Genomic DNA, 14169 nt, shown 5'->3' with positions numbered 1-14169 from the left:
ATCGCAGTTAGTCTGTTTGATTACCCTGTGGGGCATCGAACGCCAATCAATTTTATGAGCCCAAATTTAGGTGCACCCAAAATATATATTAATTTTAGATCTATATAGGCCAGTCCTGAAAATGTCTTTTGAAGACCACCTTTAAAAAACACACTCAATTAACAGTTGAGTCCGATATTATGTGTAAAAATGGACTCTCTTAAAAAATAAGAGAGCCATAGTCAAAAACCCTCGGTTAGAATGAAGTTTGCGGACACCATTCTAGGAGAGGAGTTTTTGTCATGGCTCAATACCAGATTACCGTAGATTCTAAGCTTTTGCGCCAGTTATTTTTGGGGAATTCTCAGGATGCCGGGGTGGCTGCGTTGTTAGAATCCGTATTGAACCAAGTATTGCAGGCTCAAGCGAGCGAACAATTGGCTGCAGAGCCCTATGAGCGGAGGGAAGACCGACAAGGTTATCGAAATGGTACCTATCCTCACCAACTCACTACCCGTGTGGGAACGATTACTCTTCGAGTTCCTCGTATTCGTAACGGTAAATTCTCTACGGAGTTGTTTGCCCGATACCAACGGAGTGAACAAGCTCTTGTCTTGGCGCTGATGGAGATGGTCGTGAATGGTGTTTCGACCCGCAAAGTGACCCAGATAACGGAGAAATTGTGTGGTACGGAGTTTTCCAAGTCTACTGTGTCCGAACTCTGCAAACGTCTGGATCCCGTGGTGAACGCTTGGAACAATCGCAGTCTCCGTGATTCTCGCTACCCATTTGTCATTGTCGATGCCCTCGTATTGAAGGTTCGTGAAGAAGGCCGTGTCCGTGCTCGAGGCGTGATGTTGGCATATGGAGTGAATACAGACGGCCACCGTGAAATTCTCGGACTGATGCTTGGAGACAGTGAGTCAGAAGCGAGCTGGAGTGAGTTTTTTGCTTGGTTGAAGAGCCGGGATTTACGCGGAGTGGACTTGATTGTGTCTGATCATCATGGTGGCTTGGTTCGAGCTGTACGCAACCACTTTCAGGGTGTCACTTGGCAGCGCTGTCAGACCCATTTCATGCGGAATATCCTGGATGCAACTCCTAAAGCTTTGCAGGAGGAGCTGTATCCACGTGTAAGGGCGATTCTGGATGCACCGGATATGGATACCGCTCGATTGCTTCTTGAGCAGGTACTGGAATCTTACGAGAGCAAGGCGGCCAAAGCCATGAGGATTCTGGAAGCTGGTTTTGAAGATGCGACAGCTGTCCTCATGTTGCCAGAAAGATACCGAAAACGCCTACGAACAACGAACGGAATGGAACGGCTCAATGAGGAGATTCGACGGCGTGAACGAGTCATTCGCATCTTCCCCAACCGGGAATCCGTCGTTCGTCTCATCGGTGCTTTGCTCATAGAGATCGATGAAAAGTGGGCAAGTGGCAGAAAGTATCTTGATATGAACGAGTATCTAGCCTGGCAGCAAACTCAAGTACCAGAAAAGAAAGCTTCCAAAGTGACTCATATTCGCTAGGCTTCATATGACCGAGGGATTTTACACACAAATATGGACTTGATCCAATTAACACTTGAATTAACGGAGGTTTATGAGCAGATGGCATCGGCCCTTATCGTTAACGGACAGGAATGTAGAATAGTACACCTATGTATTACATCAAATATGTTTTAGCGAATATCATCGAATCCAACGTGATCGCAAGACCTCCCGAAGAGACACGCTCTGCGGAACAAAAGTCGATGTAGGGACCGTATATATTTCCACTCCGACTCCGCTGGGCGTAACTTGGTAGCCCAGACCCTTACGAAGAATATATGGATGAGTCAGTCCACCTTGATAGACTTCAAATTTAGGTGTTACTATATTCAAAGTAGAAATGACATACTGTCGTTAAGAGTCTACATTCCAATGCAGCGCTAAAATATAAACGCGGCTATCTATTGCCTTGATAGTCGGGTATGGTTGGAACGGCGTTTACTGTTGCCACAGAGAGTGCACTAGGGCTTCATGCCGGCAACATAACTAAACCGGGAGGGACTCGATGCCGAAATGAACCCAGTAGAAATCGAAGCAGCAGTCTCCGAATTGGCGGACCAGCCTTTTGACAAGGAGGAGTTCCCGTTTGCCTTCCTGCGGGCGTTCGGGAACAAGGAGACGACAATCAAGCGACTGCGCTCGGGCGAAACGAATAAGTCTGACCTGGGCGGCGTCCTGCAGACGAACAACATCCATATCGCGGTCGCCCAGCCTGGCGAAGTTACCAAGACTCTTGCCGCATTGAAAGCAAGCCCGGCAACGTCCAGGGCGAAGGCGCGCTACATCCTCGCCACTGACGGGGTAGATTTTGAGGCCGAGGATCTGGAGTCCGGCGAGACGGTCGCATGTTCCTATCAGGATTTTCCGGATCATTTTGGCTTTTTCCTGCCGCTTGCCGGGATCACGACCGTCAAGCAGGTACGAGAAAGTTCCTTCGACATCCGGGCAACGAGCCGTTTGAACCGGCTCTATGTCGAGCTGTTGAAAGACAACCCGCAATGGGGAACGGCCGAACGACGCCACGAGATGAACCAATTCATGGCGCGTCTCATCTTCTGCTTCTTTGCCGAGGACACCGGCATCTTCAGCGGGATGCGTCTGTTCACAAACACCATCGAGCAGATGAGCGCGCGCGATGCCTCGAACACGCATGAAGTGATCAGCGAAATCTTCCGCGCCATGAACACGAAGATTGATGATCGCGCGAAAGCAAAATTGCCTCGCTGGGCCGACGCGTTCCCTTACGTGAACGGCGGACTCTTCTCGGGCAGTGTAGATGTGCCAAGGTTCAGCAAGATCGCGCGCTCCTACCTGCTGCACATTGGTGGCCTGGACTGGACGAAGATCAACCCGGACATCTTTGGTTCCATGATCCAAGCCGTTGCCGACGATGAGGAACGTGGTGCGCTCGGTATGCATTACACGAGCGTGCCAAACATCCTGAAGGTACTCAATCCGCTGTTCTTGGATGATTTGCGAGCGCAGCTTGAAGCAGCGGGTGACAACCCTCGCAAGTTGCTAAACCTGCGCAAGCGCCTATCGAGGATCCGGGTTTTTGATCCGGCCTGCGGTTCGGGCAACTTCCTGGTCATCGCTTACAAAGAGATGCGCGCGATTGAGGCCGAGATAAATCGGCGACGTGGCGAAGTTGGGCGTAAGAGTGATATACCGTTGACCAATTTTCGAGGCATCGAGATACGTGACTTTTCGGCAGAAATTGCACGCTTGGCCCTCGTCATTGCGGAGTTCCAGTGTGACGTTCTTTATCGTGGAATGCAGCTAGCTCTATCCGAATTCTTGCCGCTCTCAGCGGACAACTGGATCACCTGCGGCAATGCCCTGCGACTGGACTGGCTTAGTATCTGCCCGCCGACTGGAACAGGTGTGAAGCTCCACGCTGACGACCTATTCCACACGCCGCTCGATCAGGCGAAGATCGACTTTGAGAATGAAGGTGGAGAAACGTACATCTGCGGCAACCCACCGTACAAGGGCAGTAAGTGGCAAACTGACGAGCAGAAAAAGGACCTGGCCAATGCATGGTTGAAACACCCAAAGCTCGCCAAGACAACGGATTACGTCACAGGGTGGTTCGCCAAATTACTGGACTACATTGACGCTGAGCCGAGCGCTGTTGGCGCATTTGTAGCCACCAACAGTGTTTGTCAGGGTCAGCAGGCTATTGATGTGTGGCCAGTGGTGTTTCAGCGAGGGTGTGAAATTCGCTTTGCGCACCTTCAACATAAGTCACGATATTCCAGTCTAAGTTCCGGTGTTTCAGCGAGGGTGTGAAATTCGCTTTGCGCACACGTCTTTTAAGTGGGCCAATCTGGCCAGCCATAACGCGGGTGTTACCGTGGTGATCGTCGGTTTGGGAAAGAGTTCCGCTGCGCCGAAGAAGCTGTATCAGGATGGCTTGGTCAAGCAGTGCTCGGCAATAGGCCCGTATCTGGTACCAGATAGCCTAGCCCATGTGCAGAAGGTCAATGCCCCCATTGGCCAACAGTCGCCCATGCTGTTCGGCAACATGCCGCGCGATGGCGGGCATTTGTTTCTGGATAGTGACTTGGCTGCCAGGGTTATGGCTGAAGATACCGCTGCTCGCCCCTTCATCAAGCGATTCGTCGGCTCGGACGAATTGATACACGGCAGGCTGCGGTATTGCCTGTGGATTGAAGACGACGAAGTAGAGGCAGCAAGGAAAAGTGAATTCATAGCGCAGCGATTGAAGTTGGTGGCAGAGAACCGCCTCCAATCGGCCGCGGAATCAACTAGAAAATTTGCATCACAACCGCATCGATTCGTCCAGATTGCGGGCTTTGCAAAGCACACGACAATCGTCGTGCCGCGAGTTTCATCAGAAAATCGGCCTTACCTACCCGTTGATTATTTGACATCCGACTACGTGGTTGGCGACCGATGCTTTGCCCTTTACGATGCTCCCATATGGAACATGGCCTTGATCGCCTCACGGCTGCACTGGGTCTGGATTGGTGCGGTCTGTGTGCGATTAGAAATGCGATTCTCCTACTCGAACACGCTCGGCTGGAACACCTTTCCCGTTCCACCTTTAACCGAGAAGAACAAGGCCGACCTTACCCGTTGCGCCGAGGACATTCTATTGGCGCGTGAGGCACACTTCCCAGCGACGATCGCCGAACTCTATGACCCCGACAACATGCCTGCTGATCTACGCGAGGCGCATGAGCGTAACGACGAAGTGGTGGAGCGCATCTACATAGGACGTCGTTTTCGCAACGACACCGAGCGGCTAGAAAAGCTGTTCGAGCTTTACACCAAAATGACGGCTTCAACGAAACCGACCAAGAAGGGCAAGAGGAGGGGAGACGCATGACCAACGGAAATAAATCAATCCCCTCCATTTCGGTGTCCTACGCCCGCAACGGAAGTGCGGCCAAGGTCAATGCGCTAGGCATGCGACCGATGCAGGAACGCGCCTATGAGCGGCGCGGCGAGCAGTACCTGCTTATCAAGTCGCCGCCAGCCTCCGGCAAGAGCCGGGCGCTGATGTTCATCGCTCTTGACAAGCTCCACAACCAGGGGCTCAAGCAGGCGATTATTGTGGTACCCGAAAAATCCATCGGTGCGAGCTTCAACGACGAGCCGCTGAGTCAGTTCGGCTTTTGGGCTGACTGGCACGTGGAGCCGAAATGGAACCTATGTAACGCGCCTGGCGCGGACAACGGTGGCAAAGTCAAGTCGGTGGGTGCGTTCCTTGAAAGTGATGATAAGGTGCTGGTCTGTACCCACGCTACCTTCCGCTTTGCCGTCGATCAGTTCGGAGTAGAGGCGTTTGACGATCGGCTCATCGCGGTGGATGAGTTTCACCACGTCTCGGCCAACCCCGATAACAAGCTCGGCTTATATCTCGGGCAGTTCATTGCCCGCGATCGTGTGCATATCGTGGCGATGACCGGCTCGTACTTCCGCGGCGACGCCGAAGCCGTGCTAGCCCCTCAGGATGAGGCGAAGTTCGATACCGTTACCTACACCTATTACGAGCAGCTCAACGGATACGAGTATCTTAAGCAGCTCGACATTAGCTATTTCTTCTATTCCGGTTCATACACCGATGACATCCTCAAGGTGCTTGACCCGGCCGAGAAGACCATCATCCACATCCCGAACGTCAATTCGCGTGAGAGCACGAAGGACAAGATCAGGGAGGTCGAGCACATCATCGAAAAGCTGGGTGAATGGCAAGGGACTGATCCTGCGACCGGCTTCCAGCTAGTCAAGACGCCAGGTGGCCGAATCCTCCGGATCGCCGACCTCGTGGACGATGATCCGACGAAGCGCGACCGAGTGGTGGCGGCACTGAAAGATCCGGCGCAAAAAAACAACCGCGACCATGTAGACATCATCATCGCCCTCGGCATGGCGAAGGAAGGCTTCGACTGGATCTGGTGTGAGCACGCACTGACGGTTGGTTATCGGTCGAGTCTCACCGAAATCGTGCAAATTATCGGCCGTACGACCCGCGACGCGCCAGGCAAAACTCGCGCCCGTTTCACCAACCTGATCGCCGAGCCTGACGCCTCCGAGCAGGCGGTTACCGAGGCCGTGAACGACACCTTGAAAGCCATTGCTGCCAGCCTTCTGATGGAGCAGGTCCTTACGCCTCGTTTTGAGTTCAAGCCCAAGAATCCAGCGAGCGGTCCGGTACAAGGGTTCGACTATGGAGACGGCGGTTATGACCCAGAAAAGTGCAACGTCGGCTTCAACCACGAAACGGGACAGTTGCAGATCGAGATCATAGGTTTCTCCGAACCCAAGAGCGAGGAAGCCGTGCGCATTTGTCGAGAGGATCTGAACGAAGTGATCGCGACCTTCGTTCAGGACAAGACCAGCTTGGAGCGTGGCTTGTTTGATCAAGAACTGATGCCGGAGGAGCTGACTCAGCTTCGGATGGGCAAGATCATTAGGGAAAAGTACCCCAACCTCGAGGAAGAGGATCTGGAAGCGGTCCGCCAGCACGCCATCGCTACGCTTAACCTGACGCAACAGGCCAAGAAAATTGGGATCGGCGGCAACTCCGGGGGGAGCAACGAGCCGTTAACCAATACTGCCTTCATCGAAAACGTGCGTAAGTTCGCGATGGACGTGCGGGAATTGGATATCGACCTCATCGACAGCATCAATCCTTTCGGCGAGGCTTACGCCATCCTCGCCAAGACGATGAGCGAGGACAGTCTGAAACAGGTTGCGGCCGCGATTGCGGCGAAGCGTGTCAGTATCCCCTACGAAGATGCCAGAATGTTGGCTGAACGGGCTTTGCAATTCAAGAAGGAGCACGGGCGACTACCGGACATAAATGCGCAAGACCCATGGGAGAAGCGCATGGCCGAAGGTGTCGCAGCGTTGCAGCGCTATCGTGCCCAGCAAAAGGCCGCAGAAGGTAGTGGAGGGAGATAAATGTCTAGGCTTACTGATGACGAACTACTAGATGCGCTTGGTGTGGACACGGAGATAGCGAAGACAAGCTCTCACTCGCCACGTGAGGAACGCATCATCGCGGGGTTTGAGGAAATCCAGCGATTTGTCGAGCGGTATGGCCGTGCTCCACAGCATGGGAAAGACAACGATATCTTCGAGCGGCTCTACGCCGTGCGACTCGATCGCCTACGTGCGTTAGAGGAATGCAGGGATCTTCTTGTGCCACTCGATTACCAAGGGCTACTGAGTGGGGCTGAGAATGCGTCGGTCAACCCGGTGGAATCGATGGATGACGATGAATTGCTCGCCGCACTTGAAGGCGCGGATGGCCCTTCCAGCATTACAGAACTACGCCATGTGCGCTCCCGAGCCGAAATACGGGCGGCCGAGGAGATCGCCAAACGCGAGAAGTGTGAGGACTTCGAACACTTCCGGCCGCTGTTTGAGCAGGTTGAGCGCGAAATCAAATCTGGTGTTCGACAAACGCGGCCATTTGGTAAGGATGCGAGTGTCAATACGGGTAACTTCTTTATTTTGGGCGGCCAACTTGTCTACGTGGCTGAGAAGGGGGATGAATTTCGAGCACCGAATGGCCATCCTGATGCTCGGCTTAGAGTCATATACTCTAACGGTACCGAAAGTAATCTCCTGCTCAGGTCTTTGCAGCGTGCGCTGTACAAAGACGAGGCTGGGCGCCGCGTGACCGAGCCGGTTTCCGGGCCGTTGTTCAGCTCAATCTGGGACGAAGGCGATATCGAAAGTGGTACTATCTATGTCCTGCGCAGCCTGTCCAATCACCCCTTCATTGCGGAGCACCGCGAACTCATTCATAAGATTGGCGTAACGGGCGGTAAAGTTGAAACACGCATCGCTAATGCGGCGCACGATGCCACCTACCTGCTGGCGGATGTCGAAGTCGTCGCCACCTACAAACTGGCCGGTATCAACCGAACGAAACTGGAATGTATATTACACCGCATCTTTGCACCGGCCCAGCTCGACCTCACCATCCATGACCGCTTTGGCCACCCTGTACGGCCAAAGGAATGGTTCCTCGTGCCACTGCACGTGATTGACGAAGCGGTGCGCCGTATTCGGGATGGCTCAATTACCAATGTGGCCTATGATCCCAGGACGGCCAGTTTGGTCTGCCTTGCTCAGTAGAGATGGGATGCTCAGATGATGAAATGCGGGAAAGACGACATTGTGCATATTCCAGTCAATACCGCCACCTGTTCCGGAAATATTTAGGCCGGTGAATCCGAAAAATCACGCCCACCGAGTCCGGAGAAAATCATGAATCTACCACCGAATGCTATTGAACTAGGTAGTTTATGCGACAGAGAGCAGTGAGGCCCCTTACTCAGTTAACGGGCAGTAGAGTATAGGAACATTGACCTTTGGAGGGCTCATGGCGGAACGAATACGGATAGTTGAATACAATCCAAGTTGGGTTTCTATGTTTGAAATTGTTCGGAACTTCGTGACTCCAGTTCTTACGGACATCGTTGTTGCAATAGAGCATGTAGGCAGTACATCAGTTCCAGGTTTATCAGCTAAGCCGATCATCGATATGCATGTTGTAGTCAGATCCTAGGCTGAAGTGCTGATCAATACAACCACGTATAACGAGAAAAATCCCCTTCCGAGAAGGGGATTTCCTCATTAATTACCGTGTCGCATAAGCTGAGTCAAATTAGTTTTGATTTAATAATGAAATGTGACCCAGAAATTATTACTTCTTTAATATGATCATTGAATGTTTGCCTTCAGCCATTTTATAAGTTCTAACAATCCGTGATTTTAGATCTAACCATTGAGCTATCTGTAATCGTCTATTTAGGCATTCGATTGTTTTGTCAATGTCGTTATCTTCGACGATCATCATTTTATGTTGATCGTCAGCCATATCATAATCATTAACAACACGTGATTTGAATAACATCCAGAGTTCTTCCTGTGAAAGTGTAGATGTGGTATCTCCCTTATCAACAGATTTGATCAAACTTTGTTCTTTTAATTCATCGGATTTTGGCCGGTTGATTTGTATATATCCTTGATCCTCTAATTTCTTCAGCACGCGGTGGATGCTCTCCGGAGGTAGGTCTGTCTCTTTGGCAAGATCCACTAATTGAATTTTTCTTAAATCATTTGGATTTTCATCATTGGTGAACATTCTTGTATCCTCCTCAAAATAAATTTGATTTGCTGGCGCTAGCCGGAAGCACAAAATTGATTGTGCAGCAGTCTAAACTGCACTCGAGGAAAATAGAAGTCACAGAGGCTTGTTGTAATTGTATCGCGTAAACATGCGCGGAGCGCGGGTAGGAAGACCCAGTGAACCCAGTGGGGCACCGAACATTTAATAAAGATCGACAAACATCGTAGGTGGACCCCAGAGAATATATATAATTTTTAGCTCTCATAAGGGCCCATCACTTGAACAAATAGATTAATAGGAACTATAACCATCCCATTGTTGCCATAAATTAGATTGGAGAGACATTGGCAGATCGGTTAAAACCATTTGGGTGAGTCTATAACAAGTGACCACACCGAAAAATGAGACGGGGGCTAGCCGCCCCCTCTTACTCGATTGATTGGGTATACCATGTGGAACGGATAATTGATATCATTTGTTTTGCCGATTGTTTCATCCATAAGGCATTTATTCCAATCTCGTATAGAAATTTGCTTCTTCATCTTGTATAAGATTGTCGTTCAGCCTTGCTAAGGGTAAATATCACATTTTTTGAGGTGGCTTCCCGTGAGTGAGTTTCATATTGGTGTGATTCGCAATCATTTAACGAATTTGTTCACGAATTTGATAGATCTTAGCGACTATAACGGAAAGTCAGAAGAAGAACGCGAAAATGCTTTTCTTACGCGCTCTTTGGCTGCATTTTCCCTTATGAGTTTAGCGGAAATTTCAGTGGAAGATGCGGCTGCGTCTGTTACTGACGGATATCGTGACAACGGAATTGACGCCTTATATTATCGAAGTTCCGAGAAAATATTATATCTAGTTCAGTCTAAATGGAGACAAGATGGAAAGGGAAGTGTTGATCTAGGAGTCTGTCCGACGAAGCGGACTGAAATAGAAATAAATATATAAATCGGTCATATTTTGGCAGGAATAATGTCTCTGTTTGTCGAATTATATGTGTATCTCAATAGCAGAGGTGCGTAGCGGTGGCGAAATTCAAGCCTTATTCAACGGAACAAGGAGAACTTATCCCAACTTATCTTAGTGAATGGGTACCGGAAAACCATTTGGCGCGATTGGTAAGCGACATCGTCGACCAATTGGATTTGTCGGCCATCACGAAGAAGTACTCCGACCGCGGGGAAGAAGGCTATCACCCGGCTCTGTTATTGAAATTGTGGTTTTATGGATATGCCACTGGCGTGTTCACCTCCCGCAAAATTCGTACCGCTTTGGACGAAAATATTCCGTTTCGTTGGTTGTGCGGCGGGGACAAACCCGATTTCCGAACGATCAGCGATTTCCGAAAAAATCATTTGGAGCAGATTTCGGGCCTATTTCAACAAGTACTCGAAATCGCCATGAAGTTGGGATATGTCTCGCTTGGCCATGTCAGCATCGACGGTTCCAAAGTGAGGGCGAATGCTTCCAAGCATAAAGCGATGTCGCGGGAGCGCATGAAGCAAGAACTTCAGCGACTGGAAAGCGAGATCAAGGAAGCGCTGAAGAAGGCCGGAGTGGAAGAAGAACAGGAGAGCCCTGTACTGCTCCCGGAATCCGTGAACGCTGAAGTAAAGGATCGTCAGGCGCGGCTGGATAAAATCCGGGAAGCGCTGAGCGAGTTGGAGGCGCGGAAGCCGGAAGCAGAATCCGACACGCCGGAAAAAGATCAAATCAACTTCACCGATGCGGAATCCCGCATCATGGATACGAAGACGCAAGGCGTCATTCAGGGCTATAACCCGCAAATCGCTGTCGATGCCGACCAACATTTTATCGTTGGCTTGCAGATGTCGAACAGCACGAGCGACCAGCAACAATTCGAAGGTGTTTTGGCTTCCGTAGCAGCGAATACGGGACGTACACCGGAAAAAGTGAGCGCGGACGCCGGTTATTTCAGTGCCGCCAATATCGGAGCGGCGGAAGCAGCCGGAGTCGATGCCTACATCGCTGCCGTGAAAGAAGGCAAGCGCGCTCAGAATCCGTACGATAAAACCAACTTTCGTTACGATCCCGAAACGGATACGTATGTGTGTCCTGCAGGAAAACTATTAGAGCTCAAAGCTACTCAGCATGCCAACAACCCGAAGAAAGAAACCAAATGGGTATACGAATGCCAGGCTTGCTGTGAATGCCCTTTCCAAAAGGACTGCGCCAAAGGGAAATCCGGTAAACGCACGATTACACGTGCCGAAAGCGATCCGGTTCGCGAAGCGATGCGTACCAAAGTGCAGAGTGATGCCGGTAAAGCAGTCTACCGCAAACGCAAAGCCATCGTAGAACCTGCATGGGGCGAAATGAAAGAAGTACAGGGATTCCGCCAATTTCACCTTCGCGGCGAGCAGAAAGTCGCTGGCGAATTTGTCCTGCTTGCGCTCAGTTACAATATACGAAAGCTGCATTCTGCCAAAAATCCCAAACCCGCCACTCTCTATAAGCGGGAGAAGTCTGCCCAAAAACAGAAAAACGCAGCGTAATACGGAAAATATGGGTCATGATAAGGACTAAAGCGCTAAAAAACTACTATAATATGGCAAATATTGAGTCTTCGACGGGGGGGAGTACCCGCATTTACTCAGTCCGTCGGACAGACTCCTAGGTGAGTTTCAGAAGTTCCTACGTGGAGTCCGTTATTTAACAATTCCTAGATTTGACTTGTTCAATGATAAGGTAAAAAGCCACCAGAGGGACATTGAACTTGCCCTCAGCGATGCTAATACGAAATTTATGATAGTACTTGTATACACTGGGCAGGCACCCCTTAGTCAGGATATTTCTACTGATGTAGACGCCTTTCTTGAAGAAATGAATGATACGTCTGAATTTGCTCGATTTAGGTCACTACGGCAATCGAACATATACAATATGATAGCTAGGGGATCTAAGGGTGAGTCAATTAAGGCTGATGTCGTTCTCTCTAATTGGGGACGAATCGAGACACCATATAAGGCATATTATGGCCAAGTTGCGGCAAGCGACGTAGCAAGTTGGTGGGAAGATTACTATCCACAGTTATTTGCCCCTAACATCCGTCTTTTCTTAGGCGATACAGATGTTAATGACGGTATTATTGCCACACTACATAAGGAACCGGAGAAGTTCTGGTACTACAATAATGGGATCACAGCATTGTGTTCGACCATCAAGAAGAAGCCAATCGGTGGGAATTCGCGAGAATCCGGTATTTTTGAAATTGAAGACCTAAAGATAGTGAACGGTGCTCAAACGGCGGGGGCCATAGCTAAGGCTGCTAGCTTGTATCCTGAAAAAGTTCAACTTGCGATGGTACCGATAAGGTTCATTGAACTTGAGGGTAGCCCACCGGACTTCGAAAAAGATGTAACAAAAAACACGAACACTCAAAATAGAATTGAGAAACGGGATTTTGCTGCATTGGATCCAGAGCAAGAGCGGCTAAAAGAGGAATTGGCGTTATATGGAATTACCTATGTGTACAAGTCTGGTGAAATTGTGGGTCACGGCATAGATGGCTTTGACATTATAGATGCCACGGTAGCACGTGCATGCTACCAACAGGGAATAGAGCTAACAGTTCAAGCAAAACGAGAAATAGGAAAATTGTGGGATGACATTGAGAAGACACCGTACAAAATATTGTTCAATTCGTCGGTCAACTGTATTGAGCTATGGCGATTAGTCCAAATATTACGCATAGTTGAACGTGAACTTAAAGAAATCGAGCAAAACTCTTCAGGACGTGAGAAATTATGTGCAGCTCATGGTAACCGCTTTATTACCCACTTGGTTTATAAGAGATCCAGGGATATTATTAATTCGCCTGAGATATATCTAACAGAGGATGAAACTACTACTATTAAATATAGAACCAAGGCGGCCTTTGTCGAATTGTCCAAAGTTACAGAAACTGATTATCAAGAGGCGTACTTGGCTAGTTTATTCAAGAATGTTTCAAAGTGTAAAGATATTGTTGAAAAGTATTTCACTTAACGTAATTGAGGCATGTGATATGTCGTTTTTAAACAACTCAAGTCGATTTCAGCTCTTGGAGAGTGATAGCTAGGGCTACGCAATTGGGTCAGTAAACCTGAATGTTTAAAACGTGGTAGAGAGCGGAGATTCATACGTAGTCAAGGGATTACAGAAAGGATAATTAAAAAATGCAAAAGAAGCGACAGCATAGGCAACCACAAAAACGGTCAACATGCCTAATTTGCAATGATTCTTTGCATGGTAAGCAAATTTTCCTTTGTAAAAAGGATTCTTGTCATATGTTTTGGAACAGGGCATACGCTATTTGGAACTCCGCTGACCGTGCAAAGGTTTGCCACACCTGTTTCCCTTCGATTGAAGCCTTTGCAATATACCTAAAACAGGAGTGGGATCGAGTCGGTGGGATCTGCGCATATACGGGCTATAAAATGCAATTGTCTGGTAGGGATAACGAAAACCTCCTTGTATGGAGTGTAGATAGAAAGGACCCAAAGGGGATTTATAGTAAAAAGAATATAGCCCTGTGCTTGAACTTTATCAACAGAATGAAAAATATCCTCGGTGAAAATGAATTAGTAGATGTTTGTACGCAAATTATACGCCATATATATGAGACCAAACTTGGATTGGGTACACCACAAGAAATCGGTAATCGACTTGCTGAGCATCTTACCCAGCCACATGCTGGTGATGCCCCACCAGCAAGCATCTATCAACTATGGTTGGATGACTCCACAAATCCACCAATTATTAAAAAATATGACGAGGACCAAGGTTGCTGGGTGACTGTGAAATAACACGAATTATTCCGGATATAAACTGTTTGGCCCACATTTATGAACTAGGTTGCCCATATCTTGCCCATATGCTACTTAAAACTGACCGTGATAATCGGTGAACAATAGTGACAAAAACCTTGATATATCAAGGTTTTTGTCACTTACTGCTCCTAGCCTTTGGAATTCCTAAACCGCGTCTACTGGAACGAGAGAGTTTAATACT

At 49.1% G+C, this 14169-nt stretch carries 11 protein-coding genes; 10 read left to right on the top strand and 1 reads right to left on the bottom strand.

The genetic code is table 11. The annotated features are described in order from the left end of the window. Positions 1-281: 281 nt before the first annotated feature. From BFU02S_RS02580 to BFU02S_RS02560, 6 genes are all read left to right on the top strand, one after another. Positions 282-1511: an IS256 family transposase gene (locus BFU02S_RS02580; RefSeq protein WP_066322375.1), complete on the top strand. Its 1230-nt coding sequence runs from the start codon at positions 282-284 to the stop codon at positions 1509-1511. Between the two features lie 534 nt (positions 1512-2045). Continuing rightward, positions 2046-3824 carry a class I SAM-dependent DNA methyltransferase gene (locus tag BFU02S_RS17125; protein WP_218005645.1) on the top strand — a complete coding sequence of 593 codons (1779 nt, stop codon included), beginning with the start codon at positions 2046-2048 and terminating at the stop codon, positions 3822-3824. Beyond that, entirely contained in the window at positions 3805-4887 is a 1083-nt protein-coding gene (locus BFU02S_RS17120; protein WP_439950983.1) for a type IIL restriction-modification enzyme MmeI, read from the top strand. Before BFU02S_RS17125 ends, BFU02S_RS17120 begins: the two co-directional genes overlap by 20 nt. After that, positions 4884-6968 carry a DEAD/DEAH box helicase gene (locus BFU02S_RS02570; protein WP_066322379.1) on the top strand — a complete coding sequence of 695 codons (2085 nt, stop codon included), beginning with the start codon at positions 4884-4886 and terminating at the stop codon, positions 6966-6968. The genes BFU02S_RS17120 and BFU02S_RS02570 overlap by 4 nt, the downstream gene beginning before the upstream one ends. Then, positions 6969-8153: a GIY-YIG nuclease family protein gene (locus BFU02S_RS02565; RefSeq protein WP_066366160.1), complete on the top strand. Its 1185-nt coding sequence runs from the start codon at positions 6969-6971 to the stop codon at positions 8151-8153. A gap of 247 nt (positions 8154-8400) precedes the next feature. Next, complete coding sequence (locus BFU02S_RS02560) at positions 8401-8586, top strand: GrpB family protein (protein WP_066366158.1); 186 nt, start codon at positions 8401-8403, stop codon at positions 8584-8586. Between the two features lie 138 nt (positions 8587-8724). Here the strand turns inward: BFU02S_RS02560 and BFU02S_RS02555 are convergent, their stop codons facing one another. Next, complete coding sequence (locus BFU02S_RS02555) at positions 8725-9165, bottom strand: MarR family transcriptional regulator (RefSeq protein ID WP_066322380.1); 441 nt, start codon at positions 9163-9165, stop codon at positions 8725-8727. Between the two features lie 591 nt (positions 9166-9756). Between BFU02S_RS02555 and BFU02S_RS02550 the strand changes: the two genes are divergently transcribed. The 4 genes from BFU02S_RS02550 to BFU02S_RS02535 all read left to right on the top strand — a co-directional run bounded on the left by BFU02S_RS02550 (position 9757) and on the right by BFU02S_RS02535 (position 13964). Then, positions 9757-10104 carry a hypothetical protein gene (locus tag BFU02S_RS02550; RefSeq protein ID WP_066322385.1) on the top strand — a complete coding sequence of 116 codons (348 nt, stop codon included), beginning with the start codon at positions 9757-9759 and terminating at the stop codon, positions 10102-10104. Between the two features lie 77 nt (positions 10105-10181). After that, positions 10182-11672, top strand: a complete 1491-nt coding sequence (locus BFU02S_RS02545) for an IS1182 family transposase (protein ID WP_066366156.1) — start codon at positions 10182-10184, stop codon at positions 11670-11672. A 178-nt stretch (positions 11673-11850) separates the two neighbouring features. Beyond that, positions 11851-13164: an AIPR family protein gene (locus tag BFU02S_RS02540; RefSeq protein WP_066322390.1), complete on the top strand. Its 1314-nt coding sequence runs from the start codon at positions 11851-11853 to the stop codon at positions 13162-13164. A 170-nt stretch (positions 13165-13334) separates the two neighbouring features. Beyond that, positions 13335-13964 carry a hypothetical protein gene (locus BFU02S_RS02535; RefSeq protein ID WP_066366153.1) on the top strand — a complete coding sequence of 210 codons (630 nt, stop codon included), beginning with the start codon at positions 13335-13337 and terminating at the stop codon, positions 13962-13964. Positions 13965-14169: the final 205 nt, after the last annotated feature.

Origin of the sequence: Neobacillus fumarioli NBRC 102428 (assembly GCF_001591485.1) — a bacterium.
Taxonomy (GTDB): Bacteria; Bacillota; Bacilli; order Bacillales; family Cytobacillaceae; genus Neobacillus; species Neobacillus fumarioli.
This window is presented reverse-complemented; position numbering and strand designations above follow the sequence as displayed.

Excerpts from the sequence above, each read along its gene's own strand:
- BFU02S_RS02580 (WP_066322375.1), top strand. The coding sequence starts at position 282 with ATGGCTCAATACCAGATTACCGTAGATTCTAAGCTTTTGCGCCAGTTA.
- BFU02S_RS17125 (WP_218005645.1), top strand. The coding sequence starts at position 2,046 with ATGAACCCAGTAGAAATCGAAGCAGCAGTCTCCGAATTGGCGGACCAG.
- BFU02S_RS02570 (WP_066322379.1), top strand. The coding sequence starts at position 4,884 with ATGACCAACGGAAATAAATCAATCCCCTCCATTTCGGTGTCCTACGCC.
- BFU02S_RS02565 (WP_066366160.1), top strand. The coding sequence starts at position 6,969 with ATGTCTAGGCTTACTGATGACGAACTACTAGATGCGCTTGGTGTGGAC.
- BFU02S_RS02560 (WP_066366158.1), top strand. The coding sequence starts at position 8,401 with ATGGCGGAACGAATACGGATAGTTGAATACAATCCAAGTTGGGTTTCT.
- BFU02S_RS02555 (WP_066322380.1), bottom strand. The coding sequence starts at position 9,165 with ATGTTCACCAATGATGAAAATCCAAATGATTTAAGAAAAATTCAATTA.
- BFU02S_RS02535 (WP_066366153.1), top strand. The coding sequence starts at position 13,335 with ATGCAAAAGAAGCGACAGCATAGGCAACCACAAAAACGGTCAACATGC.